Consider the following 18,704-nt stretch of genomic DNA (forward strand, 5'->3'; position numbering starts at 1 on the left):
CCGCCACGGCGGGCCGCCGGCCGGACGCCGCTCAGTACTCGGAGGCGGCGGCGTTCTCGGCGAGGACCGCCCGCAGCCGGGTGGTGCGCGGCTGCGCCGGGCGCTTGGCGACGGCCTGGGCCAGGGCCGGGCCCGCCGCGTGCACCACGGACAGGTGCCGCTCGCCGCGGCTGAAGGCGGTGTAGACCCACTGCCGGGTGAGCGCCGGGGCGGCGTCCTCCGGGAGCACCACGACCGCGCCGGGCCAGCGCCGGCCGAGCGCCTGGTGGACGGTCAGCGCCCAGCCGTGCCGCAGTCGGGCGGCCTCGGCCGGCGGGACGGTCCGGTGCGAGCCGTCCGCGTACTCCAGGTGCAGACCGGCGGCGTCGCCGTCCAGCACCCGGGCCGGGCGGGTGATGCCGGGAGCCGGGGAGTCGACCACCCGGTCGCCCGGGTCGAAGCCGCCGAAGCGGCCGGGGCCGGGGTTGAGCCGGGCCTTGGCGGCGGCGTTCAGCGCGCGGGTGCCGGCCGGGCCGCCGTGGCCCGGGGTGAGCAGCACCACCTGCTCGACCGGGATGCCCAGCGCGCGCGGAATGGAGTCGGTGAGCAGCTGGACGGCGCGGTGGACGGCCTCGCCGGCGTCCTTGGCGGTCAGGATGACCACCTCCTTGTCCGGCGCCTCGACCGGCTGGAGCTCGCCGACGCCGATGCCGGAGACCAGCTCGCCGATCGGGCCGAAGTCCGGGGTGCGGGAGGAGACCGCCGGGCAGGCCTTGGCGGCCAGCAGGTCGGCGAAGAACCGGCCGGGGCCGGCCGACCAGAGCTGGCCCGGGTCCCCGCTGAGCACCAGCCGGGTGCCGTCGGCCAGCGACTCCAGGACGGTGGCGGCCAGTTCGACGTCCAGCAGCGGGGCGTCCAGCACGACCAGCAGGTCCAGGGCGAGCGTGCCGTCCGGGGCGCGGCCGGGGCCGGCGGCACCGGAGAGCAGCTCGGCGAGGGTGACCACGGGGGCCTCGGCGCCGGCTTCCGCCCGGGCGAGTGCGGCGAAGGAATCCCGGCCCTGGTCGGTCCAGGTGGCGGCCCAGGCCCGCAGCCCGAGGCCGCGGGCTGCGGCGACCAGTACGGCCGGCTCGGCGCGGGCCGCCTCGCCGCCGGTGTGCAGCACCAGGGCGTGCTCGGCGACGGCCTTGATCAGGGCGGTCGAGGAGGAGGACGGCGCCGCCTCGGCGGCGGCCGCCCAGGCGGCCGGGCCGGGGGCGACGGGGGGCTGTTCGGCGGTGGCCTCGGTGGCCTCTGCCGCTGCCTCCGCGTCGGTGGCCGCCTTCCCGGATTCGTCGGCGTCCTCGGACCCGTCGGCAGCCTCGGCCGCGTCCTCGGTCTCCTCGGCGTCCTCGCCCGGCACGAAGGTGGCCATCAGCTGGAGCAGCTTCTCGGCGAGGCTGTCCTCGGCCATCGCCAGCCCCGCCAGGGCGAGCAGCGTCCGGGTCGGCGCCTCGTCCTCCTCGTCGCCCCCCGCCGCGTGAGCCTCGGGGCCGGTCAGCTCCTCCTGGAAGGACAGCACTCGCCCGTCCTCGACGGCGGCCTGGATCGCGGTGGCCGGCTCGGGCATCCGGAGCCGGTCGAGCCCGACCGCCACCTCGGCGAGTTCCTGGGCCGAGTGCCCGCGCAGCGCCGCCTGCTCCAGCAGCCACGGCACCAGTGCGCGGGCGCGGCGCTCGTCGCCGGGGCCGGCTCCGGGGCCGAGCAGCTCCCGGGCGAAGCCGTCCGCGTGCTCGGGCCGGACGCCGGGCAGTCCCAGCACCGCCCACGGGTCCTTGCGCAGTCGTGCGGGTGCCTCCTCGCCGAGCGCGGCCACGGCGGCGGTCGCCAGGTCGGCCGGGGCGCCGCCGGCGGTCAGCACCTCGACGGTGGCGCGGAGCACCTCGTCGCGCTGCCGGTCGGACACCACCGGGGCGGGGGCGGCCGGGGCGGGAGCGGGGGCGGCCGGGACGGGAACGGGCGCGGCCGGGACCGGGGCCGGAGCGGCCGGCTCCGACTCCCCGGGCTCCGAGCCTCCGGGCTCCGACCCTTCCGCCTCCGGGACCTCCGCCGTCGGGGCCTCCGCGGGCGGGGCGTCCGCCATCGAGGCCTCCGCGCGGGCGGCGCCCGCCCGTGCGGCACGGTCCGCGGCGTCCTCCGGCTGCATTTCGCGGATCCGCTGGGCCAGCTCCGCGAACTTCGCGGCCTTCGCCTCCGGGGTCAACCGGGCCCCGGCGGTCACCTCCGGAGCGCCGTTCCCCGTGTCAGTCATCGTCGTCCGCTCCAAGGTCACTCCACTGCAGGTTCTGCTCGACAACCCAGGCCGGGGGTCACAGCTCGGTCCACCCCTGGTCCGGGTAGTGGTGCACCGGCGACGAGATGTCGTCCAGCGCACCACGGATCTCATCCGGAAGCGTAAGCGCCTCCACCGACAGTGCCGCCTGCAGCTGGGCCACCGTCCGGGCCCCGACCAGGGCGCTCGCCACCCCGGGCCGGTCCCGGACCCAGGCCAGCGCGACCGCCAGCGGGCTGCTGGCGAGCCCGTCGGCGGCGGTGGCGAGGGCGTCCACGATCCGTCGGGAGCGCTCCCCGAGGTACGGCTGGACGAACCCGGTCAGGTACGGCGAGGCGCCGCGCGAGTCCTGCGGGACGCCGTGCCGGTACTTGCCGGTGAGCACCCCGCGCCCGAGCGGCGAGCCGGCCAGCACCCCGACCCCGGCGTCCAGCGCGGCGGGCAGCGCCTCCCGCTCGATGCCGCGCTGCAGCAGCGAGTACTCCAGCTGTGCCCCGGCCAGCGGTGCCCGCCCGTGGTGGGCGTGCTGCCAGGTGGCGGTCTTGGCGAGCTGCCAGCCGCTGAAGTCGCAGACCCCGACGTAGCGGGCGCGCCCGGAGGAGACGGCGATGTCGAGGGCGCTGAGCGTCTCCTCGACCGGGGTCGCCGGGTCGAAGGAGTGCACCTGCCACAGGTCGACGTGGTCGGTGCCGAGCCGGCGCAGCGAGGCGTCCAGGGCGGCGAGCAGGTGGCCGCGCGAGCCGTCGAAGCGGCGGGCGGACTCCGGGACGCTGCCGGCCTTGGTGGCGATGACGAGCTCGGAGCGGGGGATCAGGCTGTCGGTGAGCCGGGAGATCAGGTACTCGGCGCCGCCGTCCGCGTACACGTCGGCGGTGTCGATCAGGTTGCCGCCGGCGTCGACGAACTCCTTGAGCTGCTCCGCTGCCTCGTGCTCGTCGGTGTCGCGGCCCCAGGTCATGGTGCCGAGGCCGAGCCGGGAGACCTGCAGGCCGGTGCGGCCGAGGTGACGCTTTTCCATCGGACGGGCCCTTCACTGGCCGGTGGCCCCGGGAGGCCCGGCAGCCCTGTGAACGCGCAGGTGGGAAGAGCGCTCCCCACGTCGGCTGAGCGTAGCGGCCGGTGCGCGGGCGGAGGTGCCGACCCGCAGAACGATCAACAGCACCGGTGTGACCCAACCCACTCCTACCCGTCAGTAGCATGTTCGGCGCGGGCACGGCTACCCTCGCTGGCAACCCCAACCCACTGGAAGGTGCGGCAGATGCGACTCGGGATCAACCTCGGCTACTGGGGGCTCGGCATGGACGCCGACAACATCGCCGTCGCCCAGGAGGCGGACCGGCTCGGCTACTCGGTCTGCTGGGCGGCGGAGGCGTACGGCTCGGACGCCGCGACGGTGCTCAGCTTCGTCGCCGCGAAGACCGAGCGGATCGACGTCGGCTCGGCCATCTTCCAGATCCCGGCCCGCACCCCGGCCATGACCGCGATGACCGCCGCGACCCTGGACACCCTGTCCGGCGGCCGGTTCCGGCTCGGCCTCGGCGTCTCCGGCCCGCAGGTGTCCGAGGGCTGGTACGGCGTGAAGTTCGACAAGCCGCTCGCCCGCACCCGCGAGTATGTGGAGATCATCCGCAAGGCGATGTCCCGCGAGCGCCTGGTGCACGAGGGCGCGCACTGGACGCTGCCGCTGCCCGGCGGCCCCGGCAAGCCGATCAAGCTCACCGTGCACCCGGTGCGCGAGCACATCCCGCTGTACATCGCGGCGATCGGCCCGAAGAACCTGGAGCTGACCGGTGAGATCGCCGACGGCTGGCTCGGCATCTTCTTCTCGCCCGAGCACGCCGCGCTCTCCGTCGACCCGCTGACGGCCGGCCGCGCCAAGTCCGGGAGGACGCTGGAGGGCTTCGACCTCTGCCCGACCGTGAACCTCGCGGTCGGCGAGGACATCAAGGCCGGCGTGGACGGCCTGCGCTCGTACGCCGCGCTCTACATCGGCGGCATGGGCAGCAAGGAGAAGAACTTCTACAACCAGCTCGCCCGGCGGATGGGTTACGAGCAGGCCGCCGACGAGATCCAGGAGAAGTACCTCGCCAGGGACTACGCGGGTGCCGCGGCCGCCGTCCCGCACGACCTGATCGACGCCACCTCGCTGATCGGCGACACCGCCCGGATCGCCGACCGGATGCAGGCCTACGCCGAGGCGGGCGTCACCACGCTCACCCTGGCCCCGTCCGGATTCACCCTGGACGAGCGGATCCTGGCGCTGCGCACCGGCGTCGAGGCGCTGGAGCGCGCCGGACTGGCCTGACGGGACAGCACGGACGGGACGGGCCCGACGAACCGGACGGGCCCGACCAACCGGACGGCCGGTGGGGGAGCGGCACTACAGCCAGTCGTGCCGCTTGAACACCCGGTGCAGCACCAGACAGACCACCACCATCAGCACCAGCACCGCCGGGTACCCCCAGACCTGGTGCAGTTCGGGCATGTGGTCGAAGTTCATCCCGTAGATGCCCGCGATCATCGTCGGTACGGCGGCCAGCGCCGCCCAGGCCGAGATCTTCCGCATGTCGTTGTTCTGCTGGACGCTGACCTGCGCCAGGTTGGCGTTCAGGATGTCGGACAGCAGCCGGTCCATGCCGTCCACCTGGTCGTTCACCCGGGCCACGTGGTCGGCGACGTCCCGCAGGTAGGGCGCGGTCTCGGGGCGGACGAAGCGGGCGCCGCGCTCCAGGGCCAGCATCGGTTCCAGCAGCGGTCCGGTGGCCCTGCGCACGGACATCACCTGGCGCTTGTAGCCGTAGATCCGGCCGGCGGTGTCGCGGCCGACCCGGCCGGGGGAGAAGATGTCCGCCTCCAGCTCGTCCAGGTCGGTCTGGAGCGCGGTGGCCACCTCCATGTAGCCGTCCACGACGGTGTCGCAGACCGAGTGCAGCACCGAGCTGGGCCCGTAGCGCAGTTGCTCGGGATCCTGCTCCAGGGCGGCCCGCAGGCCGCTGAGCGGGCTGTCCTCGCCGTGCCGGACGGTCATCACGAAGTCCGGGCCGAGGAAGACCATCACCTCGCCGACCGTCACGACGTGACCGCCGGGGTGGTAGCCGAGGGTCTTCAGGGTGACGAACAGCGAGCCCTGGTAGGCCTCCACCTTGGGGCGCTGGTGGGCGCTGACGGCGTCCTCGACGGCCAGCGGGTGCAGCGCGAACTCCTTGCCGACGTGGTCGAGTTCCTCGGCGGTGGGCTCGAACAGGCCTATCCAGACGAAGCCGTCCGGACCGGCCGCGCGGGCGGCGGCGAGCGCACCGGCCAGGTCCGCGGGGGCCTCGACCCGGTGGCCGTCGTGATAGGCGGCGCAGTGGACGATCATGCGGGCCATTGTCACCCGAGCGGGGCTGTTCGGCACGGACCCGGGTGGTGCCCGGCCTTCCGGCCTCCCGGTGGCCGGGAGGCGACCGGGCGGAAGAACCGGGGTCCACGGCCGGGCCCGGAAGCCGTAGGCTGACCCCATGCCCACCCTGCTGCTCGTCCGTCACGGCCGCTCCACCGCGAACACCGCCGGAATCCTGGCCGGTTGGACCCCCGGCGTGGACCTCGACGACACCGGGCGCGCGCAGGCCGCCGCGCTGGCCGGCCGACTGGCGGGCATCCCGCTGGTGCAGGCGGTCAGCAGCCCGCTGGAGCGCTGCCGGCAGACGCTGGAGCCGCTGCTGGCGGTCCGGCCCGAGCTGGGCGCGCCGACCGAGGACGAGCGGCTGGGGGAGTGCCACTACGGCGACTGGACCGGCCGCCCGCTGGCGGAGCTGGCCAAGGAGCCGCTCTGGCGCACCGTGCAGGACCACGCCGCCGGGGCCGCTTTCCCCGGCGGGGAGTCGCTGCGCGAGCTGAGCCACCGCACGGTGGACGCGGTGCGCGAGTGGAACCGGAGGATCGCCGCCGAGCACGGCGAGGACGCGGTCTGGATCGCCTGCTCGCACGGGGACGTGATCAAGGCCGTGGTGGCCGACGCGCTCGGGCTGCACCTGGACCACTTCCAGCGGATCAGCGTCGAGCCCTGTTCGGTCACCGCGATCCGCTACACCCCGCAGCGGCCCTTCGTCCTGAGGATGGGCGACACCGGCGACCTCGCCTCGCTCGCCCCCCGGCCCCACCCGGCCGCGGCCACCCCGACCGGTGACGCGGTGGTCGGCGGCGCCGTCTGAGGCACGCCGCCGACGGGCCGTCCGGGGAGGCGCCGTCCGGGGCGGCACCGTCGGTTCCCCGGGTGCCACCCCGCCCGCGGCCGTCGGCTCGGCTCCCCGGCCGGAGCCCGAAGGTCGTAGGGTGACTTACGAGTCCATCCGGCCGCGATCCGCCCCCGGCGGTACCGCGCCGACCGACACGATCCGGAGCGAGAGCGTGCCCCGTCAGGTCTACTTCTACGACCAGCCCGAACGGTTCGTGGCCGGCACCGTCGGCCAGCCCGGCGCCCGGGCGTTCTACCTTCAGGCCAGTGCCCGGGGCCGGATCACCAGCGTGCTGCTGGAGAAGACCCAGGTCGCGGCGCTCGCCGAGCGCATCGAGGAGGTCCTGGACGAGGCGCTGCGGCGCAGTGGCGGAGACTCCGCCATCCCGGCCGCCGCGCCGAAGGACCTGCTCGACACCGCCCCGCTGGACCTCCCGCTGGAGCAGGAGTTCCGGGTCGGCACCATGGCGCTGGCCTGGGACAGCGTGGACAGCTGCCTGGTGGTCGAGGCCCAGGCGCTGGTCGAGGACGAGGAGGAGGAGGACGCCGCCGAGGCGGTCTTCACCGACGACGAGACCGGCCCGGACATGCTCCGGGTGCGGCTGTCCGGTGCGATGGCCCGGGTCTTCGCCAAGCGCGCGCTGGACCTGGTCGCGGCGGGCCGCAAGCCCTGCCCGTTCTGCAACCTGCCGCTCGACCCGGAGGGCCACCTGTGCCCGCGCGCGAACGGCTACCGGCGCTGAACACCGACACCCCGCCGCAGGCCGACCCGGCGGCCGCCGCAGCGCTGGCCGCCGACGTGCCCACCGCCCTCGCGCTGCTGCGCCAGGGCGGCCTGACCGTGCACGGCCGCCTCACCGAGGCCTCCAACGCCGCGCTGTACTGCACGGTCTCGCACGGCTCGCTGAGCGCGCAGGCCGTCTACAAGCCGGTGGCCGGCGAGCGCCCGCTGTGGGACTTCCCGGACGGCACGCTGGCCGGCCGCGAGGTCGCCGCGTACGAGCTGTCCGCCGCGACCGGCTGGGCGCTGATCCCGCCCACCGTGCTGCGCGAGGGCCCGCACGGGCCCGGCATGGTGCAGCTGTGGGTCGAGCCGGACCCGGGGGCCGAGCCGCTGCTCGCGCTCCAGGACCCGCGCGGCCCGGAGCAGGGCTGGCTGCCGATCGTCCGGGCCGAGGTCGAGGGCGGGCGGACGGCCCTGCTGGTGCACCACGACGACCGGCGGCTGCGTCGGCTCGCCGTGCTGGACGCGGTGCTCAACAACGCCGACCGCAAGGGCGGGCACCTGATTCCGGCCGCCGACGGACGGGTGTACGGCATCGACCACGGTGTCACCTTCAACACCGAGGACAAGCTGCGCACCCTGCTCTGGGGCTGGGCCGGGGACCCGCTGCCCACCGAGGCGCTGGAGGTGCTGGCCCGGCTGGCCGAGCAGTTGGACGGCGAGCTCGCCGAGCGGCTCGCCCCGCACCTGACGGCGGCCGAACTGGACGCGACCCGGGCCCGGGTGGCCGGGCTCCGGGGCTCCGGCCGGCATCCGCTGCCGCCCGAGGACTGGCCGGCGATTCCCTGGCCGCCGGTGTAGTCGGGGGAGTGGCCCGGGGTGCGGCCGGGGGTGCCGACCGGTCCTTGCCGCCGGCCGCGCGAGCGCCGGCGGTCCGGGCCGGTCCGTGAGAACGGCGGCAGATGGTCTGGACCTGTGCCCGGAACGGGTCGCACACTGCTCCGATGGATGTGCGACGGACCACCCCCACCCCCCGGACCACGCCGGACCTGCCGTTGCATCGGTTGCAGGTCCCGCTGCCCCAGTTGCTCCCCTTCGCCATCGGCAGTTTCGACGCGATCGGCCCGCTCTCGCGGGCCGGCTTCCCCCACCGGCACTCGTTCTACGAGATCGTCCACGTCACCGGCGGCCACGGCGCCCACGTCCTGGACCTCGTCCACCGGCCGCTGGCGCCACCGCAGTTGTGCGTGATCACGCCCGGCCAGGTGCACTACTGGGCGGACGCCGAGGAGCTGACCGGCCAGGTCGTCCTGTTCAACGAGGACTTCCTGCTCGGCCACCCCCAGGACCTCGCCGCCCTGCGGGCCCTGGCCACCCGCCCGGCCCTCGCGCTCGGTGAGCAGGCCGGGGCGATCGCCGCGCTGCTCGCCGACATGGAGCACGAGTACCGGACCAGGGCGCCGGGCTACCAGGGTGTGCTGCGGGCCAGCCTGCACATCCTGATCGTCCGGGCGCTGCGCGCCTGCGCCCCGGCCGACCGTCCGACGGTGCCCAGCCGCCCGGCCGAAGTGGCCGCCGCCTTCACCCGGTTGATCGCCCGGCCGGGCGGGGTGCGGCACTCGGTGGCCTCCACCGCGCAGGAACTCGGCGTCTCCCCGGGGCACTTGCAGACCCTGGTGAAGCAGGCCACCGGCCGGACCCCGGGCGGCCTGATCCGCCGGCAGCAGACCCTGGAGGCCAAACGGCTGCTCGCCTGCACGGATTTGACGATTCGTCAGGTCTCCAAGGAGGCGGGCTTCGTCGACCCGGCGTACTTCTGCCGGTTCTTCCGCCGGGAGACCGGGATGACCCCGGGGGAGTTCCGGGCCAGGGTCGACGGAAATCACCACGATCCCCGGATCATGTCCATCGCGGTCACGCCGGACGGCCCGTAACTTTGCTGCTGGCCACCGGTGGCCGGCCCGGCGCGCACGGACGGGCGACCGGTCCGGCCCTTGTCATGCCCCCACCATGGCAAGGGCCGCCCCCACCCCCCGCCTCACGAGAAGGAGACGGCGCATGCCCACGCCCGACGGCATGATCAGCCGCAAGACCGTACTGAAGGCCGCCGCCGCGCTAGGGGCCGCTCCGCTGCTGGTCGGCGGCGGAGTCGCACTGGCCCGGGACCGGATCGACAGCGGCGAACCGATCGGTTTCACCCCCGAGTGCCACGACGGGGACGCCCCCACCGTCGAGCAGATCGAGGGTCCGTACTTCAAGCCCAACTCCCCGCTGCGCAGCTCGATGGTCAACGACGGCCCCGGCACCCGCCTGGTGGTCAGCGGCTACGTCTTCGGCCGCGCCTGCCGGCCCATCTCCGGTGTGCTGCTGGACTTCTGGCAGGCCGACAACGGCGGCAACTACGACAACGTCACCTACACCTTCCGCGGCCACCAGTTCACCGACGCCAACGGGGCGTACAAGCTGGACACCATCGTGCCCGGCCTCTACCCGGGCCGCACCCGGCACCTGCACGTCAAGCTGCAGGCCCCCGGCCGCTCGATCATCACCACCCAGCTGTACTTCCCGGGCGAGCCGCGCAACAGCACGGACAGCATCTACGATCCCCGGCTGCTGATGAACGTCCGCCAGAACGGCCAGACCCGCGAGGCCAGTTTCGACTTCGTGCTGGACGTTCCGCAGACCCCCGGCACGCCGAGCCCGTCGCCCACCGTCACCCCGACCGGGGGGCCCAGCACGCCGCCGAGCGGCACCTGGGCCGCGGGCACCGCGTACAAGGCGGGCGACCGCGTCACCTACTCCGGCGTCTCCTACACCTGCCTCCAGGCGCACACCGCCATGGCCGGTTGGGAGCCGCCGAACGTGCCGGCCCTCTGGCAGCGGTCGTAGCGGCTCCGACCGCGTCCCCCGGGGCGCCGGGCGCCCGGTCGGCGGCAGGGCCGACCGGGCGCTCAACCACGTCCGGAACCGGGGCCGGGTCCTGGCCGCGCCCCGCCTCCTGGCCGGCTCCGCGCCGCACCGGATCCTTGCAATACCAGTCGGAAAACCGCTGGGCAATGGCAAGAAGCGAATCCAGTCGATCTTTCGTACTGGTTAGGCTTTCAAATGTTCGCAAGGTTAAAGTTGTTTCCATGCATGCCTGGCCCGCCTCCGAGGTTCCCGACCTGCCTGGTCAGGGGCTCCCCCTCCGTATCCACGACACCGCTGCGGGCACCGTCCGCGAGGTGGTGCCGCAGGACGGCACCGCCCGGATCTACGTCTGCGGCATCACCCCCTACGACGCGACCCACATGGGCCACGCCGCCACCTACAACGCGTTCGACCTGGTGCAGCGCGTCTGGAAGGACGCCGGCCACGACGTCCTGTACATCCAGAACGTCACCGACGTCGACGACCCGCTGCTCGCCCGCGCGGTCGAGACCGGCCAGGACTGGACCGACCTGGCCGAGCGCGAGACGGCCCTGTTCCGCGAGGACATGACCGCGCTGCGCATGCTCCCGCCGGCCCACTACATCGGCGCCGTCGAGTCGATCCCGTGGATCGTCCCGATCGTCCAGAAGCTGCTGGCCTCCGGCGCCGCCTACCGGGTGGACGGCGACATCTACTTCTCGGTCGACGCCGACCCGCGCTTCGGCGAGGTCTCCGGCCTCACCCGCGAGGCCATGCGCCCGGTCTTCGCCGAGCGCGGCGGCGACCCGGACCGCCCCGGCAAGCGCAACCCGCTCGACGCCCTGCTCTGGCTGGCCGCCCGCCCGGGCGAGCCCGCCTGGGACACCGAGCTCGGCCACGGCCGCCCCGGCTGGCACATCGAGTGCGTCGCCATCGCCCTCCAGTACCTCGGCATGTCCTTCGACATCCAGGGCGGCGGCAGCGACCTCTCCTTCCCGCACCACGAGATGGGCGCCGCGCACGCCCAGGCCGCCACCGGCGCCCACCCGTACGCCAAGGCGTACGTGCACGCCGGCATGGTCGCCCTGGACGGCCACAAGATGTCCAAGTCCCGCGGCAACCTGGTCTTCGTCTCGGTGCTGCGCCGCGAGGGCGTCGACCCGGCCGCGATCCGCCTGGCGCTGCTCTCGCACCACTACCGCGCGGACTGGGAGTGGACCAAGGGCACCCTGGACGAGGCCGTCGAGCGCCTCGCCCGCTGGCGCGCCGCGGTCTCCCGCCCGGACGGCCCGGCGGCCGGGCAGCTGCTCGCCGAGGTGCGCGAGGCGCTCGCGAACGACCTGGACGCGCCCGCCGCGCTGGCCGCGGTCGACCGCTGGGCGGCCCGGCAGGAGGCCGAGGGCGGTACCGACATCGGCGCGCCCGGCCTGGTGACCCGCACCGTGGACGCCCTGCTCGGCGTCGCGCTGTAACCCGCACCCCGCAGCACACACGCCGAAGGGGCGTCAGGACCAGGTGTCCCGACGCCCCTTCGGCGTGCGGTGCCGCTACTCCTCCTCGGCGCCGTCCTGGCTCTCCCGGGCGCCGCCCGGCGCCTCCGGATCGGCCGGCCGCTCCGCCGTGGCATGCCCGGACACCGGCTTCTCGCCGGTCGGCCCGACGTTCTCCCGACGGCGCAGGTAGCGCTCGAACTCGCGGGCGATGGCGTCGCCGGAGGCCTCCGGCAGCTCCGCGGTGTCCTGGGCCTCCTCCAGCTGCTGGACGTACTCGGCCACCTCGCTGTCCTCGGCGGCCAGCTGGTCCACGCCGAGCTGCCAGGCCCGCGCGTCCTCGGCGAGCTCGCCCGGCGGGATGCGCAGGTCCAGCAGGTCCTCCAGCTTGTTGATCAGGGCCAGCGTGGCCTTGGGGTTCGGCGGCTGCGAGACGTAGTGCGGCACCGCCGCCCAGAGCGTCACGGCTGGCACCCCGGCGTGGGTGCAGGCCTCCTGGAGCACCCCGACGATGCCCGTGGGGCCCTCGTAGCGGCTCTCCTCCAGGTCCAGCCGGCGGGCCAGCTCCGGGTCGGAGGTGACCCCGCTGACCGGCACCGGGCGGCTGTGCGGGGTGTCGCCGAGCAGCGCGCCCAGGATCACCACCAGCTCGACGCCCAGCTCGTGCGCGAAGCCCAGCAGCTCGTTGCAGAACGAGCGCCAGCGCATGCTCGGCTCGATGCCGCGGATCAGCACGACGTCCCGGGTGGTCGGTTCCGTCACCCGGATCACCGAGAGCCGGGTGGTCGGCCAGGTGATCCGGCGGATGCCGCCGTCCAGCCAGACCGTGGGCCGGTTGACCTGGAAGTCGTAGTAGTCCTCCGCGTCCAGGGCGGCGAACACCTTGCCGCCCCAGGTCTCGTCCAGATGCGCCAGAGCGGCGGAGGCGGCGTCGCCCGCGTCGTTCCAGCCTTCGAAGGCGCAGACCATGACCGGGTCGATCAACTCGGGAACATCTTCCAGCTCGATCACCCAGCGTCTCCCTCCGGTCGGCGGTCGGACCTGCGCCGCCCCGGCTGGCCTGCCTGGGCGCCGACGGGCCGGCTGCCGACTGTCGAACCTCTCGTCTCCCGTGGAACGTCTCGTCCCACGGTCCCTACCTGCCCAGCCTACGGGCTTTGATGCGCACCGCGGCCGGGCACCGGGACAGTCTGGGGGAGCGGGCCGCCGCGATCCACCGGATATCGGCGACCCCGCGGCTGACGGGCCGTCAGGTGTCCGGTGGGGGCGAAGGGTGTTCGATTCGCGACGGAACGTGACGGCCGTCCGGACGCGGCCGGGACGCACGGCCCTGCCGGACGGCCGTCCGGGCGCGCTACCCGACGTCCACCCAGCCGCTGCGGTACGCCGCCCAGTGCTCGGGCAGCGAGGCGAAGTCCACGTACAGCGCGACGCCGAAGTTGGCCCGCTGCCGGTCTTCCCGGCCCAGGCCCAGTCGCACGCCCCGGACGGCGGCCCGGACGGTCTCGGCGTCGCCCCAGTGGCCCCACTTGTCGTCCCAGTAGAAGGGCAGGCCCATCAGCAGGTCCACGTCGGCCGGGGTGGCCCGCAGGGCGAGCTCGGTCTGCCGGGCGACGTAGCCGCCGTACAGCGGCTCGGTGGGCATCGAGGTGTCGTAGGTCATCACCGCGATCTGGTCGACCCGGCGGGCGGTCTCGGTGAAGTACGCCCCGTCCCACCACTTGCCGTGGTCGGTGAGCAGGATGCCGGCCGTGTGCAGGCCCGGGACCGGGTCGATCTGCGGGGCCGCCACCGACAGCTTGGCGCCGCGCGCCGCAGTGACCGGCCGGACCCGGTCGAGCAGGGCCAGCCAGCCCGGCGAGCCGGGGCGGATCGGCTCCATGTCGAAGTGCACGCCGTCGAAGCCGAGGTCCAGCACCTGGCCGGCGGAGGCGGTGACCCGGTCCCTGGTGGGGCCGTCCTCCAGGTCCAGGGCGTCCTTCTCCGGCTTGACCTCGTCACCCAGCCAGCCCTGCAGCCGCACGCCGGGCAGCGCCCGGTGCACGGTGTCGGTGAACCAGCGGCCCCGGGGGTGGACGGAGGGCGGCAGCGAGCCGTCGTGCTCCAGCGGGCCGGTGTGCACGTAGAGGTCCCGGATGCCGGTGCCGGCCAGTTGCCGGACCAGTGCGGCCACGTCGGCCTCGGTCTTGCGGCCGTCCACCCAGGCGTGGCCGAGCCAGAGCGCGTCCCGGCCCCGGGTGCGGGCGTCGGCGGCGGGTTCGCCGGTGTAGTGCAGCCGGAACATCACGAACGCCGAGCCCAGCGCGGCCGGGGGCAGCGCCGCCACCAGCGCCAGGACCAGCAGTGCCCGGCGCCAGCGGGACCATGCCCGCCAGCGGTTGCGCAGCGCGCGGAACGGGGCCCCCAGGGCCCGACCGGCACGCTGCGCGGAGGTCCGGTATCGGGCCACGCGCTTGCTCCCCCCTTGCGGTCGAGCGCTCAGGATACGAAACGAACGGCGGGCCGACCCGTGGGCCGGATACCCTGGCGACGTGCGGGCCCGATCAAGCGGGTCCGCAAAGCCGACAGCCGTCGCACCAGGGAGAAGCCCCATGGCCACAGCAGCCACCCCGTCCATCACTCAGCAGAGCCGCGCGAACGCGCTGCGCGAAGCGCTCGCCACCCGGGTGGTGGTCGCCGACGGTGCCATGGGCACCATGCTCCAGGCGCAGGATCCGACGCTGGAGGACTTCCAGAACCTCGAAGGCTGCAACGAGGTCCTCAACGTCACCCGCCCGGACATCGTCCGGTCCGTCCACGAGGCCTACTTCGGGGTGGGCGTGGACTGCGTGGAGACCAACACCTTCGGCGCCAACTTCAGCGCGCTCGGCGAGTACGAGATCCCGGAGCGGATCTTCGAGCTGTCCGAGTCCGGCGCCCGGATCGCCCGCGAGGCGGCCGACGCCCACACCGCCGCCGACGGCCGCACCCGCTGGGTGCTCGGCTCGATCGGCCCCGGCACCAAGCTGCCGACCCTCGGCCACGCCCCGTACGAGACGCTGCGTGACGGCTTCCAGCGGAACGCGGCCGGCCTGATCGCCGGCGGCGCCGACGCGCTGCTGGTCGAGACCAGCCAGGACCTGCTGCAGACCAAGGCCGCGATCCTGGGATCCAAGCGGGCCCTGGCCGAGGCCGGGCTGGACCTGCCCGTGCTGGTGCAGGTGACGGTGGAGACCACCGGCACCATGCTGCTCGGCTCGGAGATCGGCGCCGCGCTCACCGCGCTGGAGCCGCTGGGCGTGGACTACATCGGCCTCAACTGCGCGACCGGCCCGGCCGAGATGAGCGAGCACCTGCGCTACCTGGCCAAGAACGCCCGGATCGGCCTGTCCTGCATGCCGAACGCGGGCCTGCCGGTGCTCGGCAAGGACGGCGCCCACTACCCGCTCTCCCCGGCCGAACTGGCCGACGCCCACGACGTGTTCACCCGCGAGTACGGCCTCTCGCTGGTCGGCGGCTGCTGCGGCACCACCCCCGAGCACCTGCGCCAGGTGGTCGAGCGGGTCCAGGGCCGTCCGATCGCCCCGCGCGACCCCCGGCCCGAGCCCTCGGCGGCCTCGCTCTACCAGGCGGTGCCGTTCCGGCAGGACACCTCGTACCTGGCGATCGGCGAGCGCACCAACGCCAACGGCTCGAAGAAGTTCCGCGAGTCGATGCTGGCCGGCGACTGGCAGGCCTGCGTGGAGATCGCCCGGGACCAGATCCGGGACGGTTCCCACCTGCTGGACCTCTGCGTCGACTACGTCGGCCGCGACGGCGTCGCCGACATGAAGGAGATCGCGGGCCGGCTGGCCACCGCCTCCACCCTGCCGATCGTGCTGGACTCCACCGAGCCGGAGGTGCTGCGGGCCGGCCTGGAGGCGCTCGGCGGGCGCGCCGTGCTGAACTCGGTGAACTACGAGGACGGCGACGGCCCGGACACCCGCTTCGGCCGGATCGCCTCACTGGCCCGCGAGCACGGCGCCGGCCTGATCGCGCTGACCATCGACGAGGACGGCCAGGCCCGCACCGCCGCCAAGAAGGTCGAGATCGCCGAGCGGCTGATCGCCCAGCTGACCGGCGAGTACGGCGTCGACGAGGGCTCGATCCTGGTCGACTGCCTGGCGTTCACCCTGGGCACCGGGCAGGAGGAGTCGCGCCGCGACGGCATCGAGACCATCGAGGCGATCCGCGAGCTCAAGCGCCGCCACCCGGACGTGCAGACCACCCTCGGCCTGTCCAACATCTCCTTCGGCCTCAGCCCGGCCGCCCGCATGGTGATCAACTCGGTCTTCCTGAACGAGTGCGTCGAGGCGGGCCTGGACTCGGCGATCGTGCACGCCTCCAAGATCCTGCCGATGGCGCGGATCCCCGAGGACCAGCGCGAGGTCGCGCTCGACCTGGTGTACGACCGCCGCAGCGAGGGCTACGACCCGCTCCAGAAGCTGCTGCAGCTGTTCGAGGGCGTCTCCTCGTCCTCGGTCAGGGCCTCCAAGGCGGAGGAGCTGGCCGCGCTGCCGCTGGAGGAGCGGCTCCAGCGGCGGATCATCGACGGCGAGCGGAACGGCCTGGAGGCCGACCTCGACGAGGCGCTGACGGAGCGCCCGGCGCTGGAGATCGTCAACAGCACCCTGCTGGCGGGCATGAAGGTGGTCGGCGAGCTGTTCGGCTCCGGCCAGATGCAGCTGCCGTTCGTGCTCCAGTCGGCCGAGGTGATGAAGACCGCGGTGGCCCACCTGGAGCCGCACATGGAGAAGTCCGACGACGAGGGCAAGGGCACCATCGTGCTGGCCACCGTCAAGGGCGACGTCCACGACATCGGCAAGAACCTGGTCGACATCATCCTGTCCAACAACGGCTACAACGTGGTCAACCTGGGCATCAAGCAGCCGGTCTCGGCGATCCTGGACGCCGCGCAGGAGCACCGGGCGGACGTCATCGGGATGTCCGGTCTGCTGGTCAAGTCCACCGTGATCATGAAGGAGAACCTGGAGGAGCTGAACCAGCGCAAGCTGGCGGCCGACTTCCCGGTGATCCTCGGCGGCGCCGCCCTGACCCGCGCCTACGTCGAGCAGGACCTGCACGAGATCTACGAGGGCGAGGTCCGCTACGCCCGGGACGCCTTCGAGGGCCTGCGGCTGATGGACGCGCTGATCGCGGTCAAGCGCGGCGTGCCCGGCGCCACCCTGCCGGAGCTCAAGCAGCGCCGGCACGCCCGGGTCGAGGTGGAGGAGCCGGAGCCCGAGGTCAACCTCGGCCAGATCCGCTCCGACGTCACGGTCGAGAACACCGTGCCCGTCCCGCCGTTCTGGGGCGACCGGATCGTCAAGGGCATCCCGTTCGCGGACTACGCCTCCTGGCTGGACGAGGACGCGCTGTTCAAGGGGCAGTGGGGTCTGAAGGCCGCCCGCGCCGGCGACGGGCCGTCCTACGAGGAGCTGGTGGAGACCGAGGGCCGGCCGCGGCTGCGGGCCTGGCTGGACCGCCTGCAGACCGAGGGCTGGCTGGAGGCCGCCGTGGTCTACGGCTACTACCCGGCCAACTCCAAGGGCGACGACCTGATCGTCTTCCACGAGGACGGCACCGAGCGCACCCGCTTCACCTTCCCGCGCCAGCGGCGCGGGCGCCGGCTCTGCCTGGCCGACTTCTTCCGCCCGGAGGAGTCCGGGGTGCGGGACGTGGTGGGCCTCCAGGTGGTCACCATGGGCAACCGGATCTCGGAGGCGGCCAACGAGCTGTTCGCCGGCAACTCCTACCGGGACTACCTGGAGCTGCACGGCCTCTCGGTGCAGCTGGCCGAGGCGCTGGCCGAGTTCTGGCACGCGCGGGTCCGCTACGAGCTGGGCTTCTCCGGCGAGGACCCGCAGGACGTCAAGGACATGTTCGCGCTCAAGTACCGCGGCGCCCGCTTCTCGCTCGGCTACGGGGCCTGCCCCGAGCTGGAGGACCGGGCCAAGATCGCCGACCTGCTGAGGCCGGAGCGGATCGGCGTGGTGCTCTCGGAGGAGTTCCAGCTCCACCCGGAGCAGTCCACCGACGCGATCGTGATCCACCACCCGGAGGCGAAGTACTTCAACGCCCGGTAACGCCCGGTTTCCACCGCGTTCGCTCTTTCCGGACGAAGCGGGCGTATCCTTGATGATCCTGAACGGGCCGGTCCGCTCACCTGCGGGCCGGCCCGTGCCTTCCCCGGGGCCGCCCCGGGCCTGCCGGAAGGACCCCTGCCATGACGACCAGTCCCACCGCCACGCGCATCCTCGACCACGGGGACGACCGCGGGCTCCAGGCGGTGCTGCTGGACATGGACGGGACGCTGGTGGACACCGAGGACTTCTGGTGGCAGGCCGAGGCCTCGCTCTTCGCCGAGCTGGGCCACGAGCTGGACGAGGCGGACCGCGCCCACGTGGTCGGCGGCCCGATGGCCAGGGTGATGGAGTACCTGGTCGCCCGGACCGGGGCGGACATCGCGCCGGACGACCTCGGCGTGCTGGTGAACCAGCGCTTCGTCGATCTGCTGGCCGGCGGGGTGCCGCTCATGCCGGGCGCCGAGCGGCTGCTCAACACCCTTGCCGCGCACGGCATTCCGGCCGCCATGGTGTCCGCCTCGCACCGGCACGTGATCGACATCGTGCTGCGCTCGCTGGGGGCCCACCACTTCGCCTTCACCATCGGTGGGGACGAGGTGCCGCGCACCAAGCCGTTCCCGGACCCGTACCTGGAGGCGGCCCGGCGGCTGGGTGCGGAGCCGTCCCGCTGCGTGGTGATCGAGGACACCCCGACGGGGGTGCGGGCGGGCGAGGAGGCCGGCTGCCCGGTGATCGCGGTGCCCTCGGTGGCGGCGATCGAGCCGGCCCCGGGGCGGCTGGTGCTGTCGTCGCTGGAGCAGGTCGACCTCGACCTGTTGCGTTCCCTGGTCGCTTCGCGGGTGTGATTGTCGTCTCATTGCGACCCCGCCCTACTGGCCGGTAAACGGCCCGGCGGGCCCCCGGAGCGAAGTCGCCGGGGGAGAAAACGGTCATTGGCTGACAACTCGTCTGGCGTGCCGTGATGCCCTGAACCGCCGTGTCCCAAACGTCA

At 73.8% G+C, this 18,704-nt stretch carries 14 protein-coding genes; 9 read left to right on the forward strand and 5 right to left on the reverse strand.

Going from position 1 to position 18,704, the window contains the following annotated elements; genetic code table 11:
- Positions 1–31 precede the first annotated feature (31 nt).
- Positions 32–2,269, reverse strand: coding sequence for an ATP-binding domain-containing protein (locus ACFVVA_RS25485; protein WP_387692973.1), 2,238 nt, complete (start codon positions 2,267–2,269; stop codon positions 32–34).
- A gap of 58 nt (positions 2,270–2,327) precedes the next feature.
- Positions 2,328–3,308 carry an aldo/keto reductase gene (locus tag ACFVVA_RS25490; RefSeq protein WP_359901232.1) on the reverse strand — a complete coding sequence of 327 codons (981 nt, stop codon included), beginning with the start codon at positions 3,306–3,308 and terminating at the stop codon, positions 2,328–2,330.
- 240 nt (positions 3,309–3,548) lie between these two features.
- Between ACFVVA_RS25490 and ACFVVA_RS25495 the strand changes: the two genes are divergently transcribed.
- Positions 3,549–4,595: an LLM class F420-dependent oxidoreductase gene (locus tag ACFVVA_RS25495; protein ID WP_387692975.1), complete on the forward strand. Its 1,047-nt coding sequence runs from the start codon at positions 3,549–3,551 to the stop codon at positions 4,593–4,595.
- 75 nt (positions 4,596–4,670) lie between these two features.
- Here ACFVVA_RS25495 and ACFVVA_RS25500 read toward each other — a convergent pair whose 3' ends face one another.
- On the reverse strand, positions 4,671–5,651 hold the full coding sequence (locus tag ACFVVA_RS25500) for a magnesium and cobalt transport protein CorA (protein ID WP_387692977.1): 981 nt from the start codon (positions 5,649–5,651) through the stop codon (positions 4,671–4,673).
- 139 nt (positions 5,652–5,790) lie between these two features.
- On the opposite strand from ACFVVA_RS25500, the gene ACFVVA_RS25505 reads away from it, so the two are divergent.
- From ACFVVA_RS25505 to mshC, 6 genes are all read left to right on the forward strand, one after another.
- Positions 5,791–6,483: an MSMEG_4193 family putative phosphomutase gene (locus ACFVVA_RS25505; RefSeq protein ID WP_387692979.1), complete on the forward strand. Its 693-nt coding sequence runs from the start codon at positions 5,791–5,793 to the stop codon at positions 6,481–6,483.
- Positions 6,484–6,679: 196 nt separating this feature from the next.
- Complete coding sequence (locus ACFVVA_RS25510) at positions 6,680–7,249, forward strand: DUF3090 domain-containing protein (protein ID WP_387692981.1); 570 nt, start codon at positions 6,680–6,682, stop codon at positions 7,247–7,249.
- Between the two features lie 44 nt (positions 7,250–7,293).
- On the forward strand, positions 7,294–8,091 hold the full coding sequence (locus ACFVVA_RS25515; protein ID WP_387693145.1) for an SCO1664 family protein: 798 nt from the start codon (positions 7,294–7,296) through the stop codon (positions 8,089–8,091).
- A 143-nt stretch (positions 8,092–8,234) separates the two neighbouring features.
- The gene (locus ACFVVA_RS25520; protein WP_387692983.1) at positions 8,235–9,164 is read left to right on the forward strand and encodes an AraC family transcriptional regulator; all 930 of its coding nucleotides are present in this window, start codon (positions 8,235–8,237) and stop codon (positions 9,162–9,164) included.
- 124 nt (positions 9,165–9,288) lie between these two features.
- Positions 9,289–10,119, forward strand: a complete 831-nt coding sequence (locus ACFVVA_RS25525; protein ID WP_359901216.1) for a carbohydrate-binding protein — start codon at positions 9,289–9,291, stop codon at positions 10,117–10,119.
- A gap of 242 nt (positions 10,120–10,361) precedes the next feature.
- Complete coding sequence (mshC, locus tag ACFVVA_RS25530) at positions 10,362–11,591, forward strand: cysteine--1-D-myo-inosityl 2-amino-2-deoxy-alpha-D-glucopyranoside ligase (protein WP_387692985.1); 1,230 nt, start codon at positions 10,362–10,364, stop codon at positions 11,589–11,591.
- A gap of 75 nt (positions 11,592–11,666) precedes the next feature.
- On the opposite strand, the gene ACFVVA_RS25535 is transcribed toward mshC, so the two are convergent.
- The gene (locus ACFVVA_RS25535; RefSeq protein WP_359901210.1) at positions 11,667–12,620 is read right to left on the reverse strand and encodes a PAC2 family protein; all 954 of its coding nucleotides are present in this window, start codon (positions 12,618–12,620) and stop codon (positions 11,667–11,669) included.
- Between the two features lie 343 nt (positions 12,621–12,963).
- Positions 12,964–14,058: a hypothetical protein gene (locus ACFVVA_RS25540; RefSeq protein ID WP_387692988.1), complete on the reverse strand. Its 1,095-nt coding sequence runs from the start codon at positions 14,056–14,058 to the stop codon at positions 12,964–12,966.
- Positions 14,059–14,200: 142 nt separating this feature from the next.
- Between ACFVVA_RS25540 and metH the strand changes: the two genes are divergently transcribed.
- Both metH and ACFVVA_RS25550 read left to right on the forward strand, forming a co-directional pair.
- The gene (metH, locus tag ACFVVA_RS25545) at positions 14,201–17,713 is read left to right on the forward strand and encodes a methionine synthase (RefSeq protein ID WP_387692990.1); all 3,513 of its coding nucleotides are present in this window, start codon (positions 14,201–14,203) and stop codon (positions 17,711–17,713) included.
- A 140-nt stretch (positions 17,714–17,853) separates the two neighbouring features.
- Entirely contained in the window at positions 17,854–18,558 is a 705-nt protein-coding gene (locus ACFVVA_RS25550; RefSeq protein ID WP_359901201.1) for an HAD family phosphatase, read from the forward strand.
- Positions 18,559–18,704 lie beyond the last annotated feature (146 nt).

This window comes from Kitasatospora sp. NPDC058048 (assembly GCF_042885555.1).
Classification (GTDB): Bacteria; Actinomycetota; Actinomycetes; order Streptomycetales; family Streptomycetaceae; genus Kitasatospora; species Kitasatospora lactacystinica.

Bases quoted from the DNA above. Each gene is read 5' to 3' on its own strand.
- ACFVVA_RS25485 (WP_387692973.1), bottom strand. From the start codon at position 2,269: ATGACTGACACGGGGAACGGCGCTCCGGAGGTGACCGCCGGGGCCCGG.
- ACFVVA_RS25490 (WP_359901232.1), bottom strand. From the start codon at position 3,308: ATGGAAAAGCGTCACCTCGGCCGCACCGGCCTGCAGGTCTCCCGGCTC.
- ACFVVA_RS25495 (WP_387692975.1), top strand. From the start codon at position 3,549: ATGCGACTCGGGATCAACCTCGGCTACTGGGGGCTCGGCATGGACGCC.
- ACFVVA_RS25500 (WP_387692977.1), bottom strand. From the start codon at position 5,651: ATGATCGTCCACTGCGCCGCCTATCACGACGGCCACCGGGTCGAGGCC.
- ACFVVA_RS25505 (WP_387692979.1), top strand. From the start codon at position 5,791: ATGCCCACCCTGCTGCTCGTCCGTCACGGCCGCTCCACCGCGAACACC.
- ACFVVA_RS25520 (WP_387692983.1), top strand. From the start codon at position 8,235: ATGGATGTGCGACGGACCACCCCCACCCCCCGGACCACGCCGGACCTG.
- ACFVVA_RS25525 (WP_359901216.1), top strand. From the start codon at position 9,289: ATGCCCACGCCCGACGGCATGATCAGCCGCAAGACCGTACTGAAGGCC.
- mshC (WP_387692985.1), top strand. From the start codon at position 10,362: ATGCATGCCTGGCCCGCCTCCGAGGTTCCCGACCTGCCTGGTCAGGGG.
- metH (WP_387692990.1), top strand. From the start codon at position 14,201: ATGGCCACAGCAGCCACCCCGTCCATCACTCAGCAGAGCCGCGCGAAC.
- ACFVVA_RS25550 (WP_359901201.1), top strand. From the start codon at position 17,854: ATGACGACCAGTCCCACCGCCACGCGCATCCTCGACCACGGGGACGAC.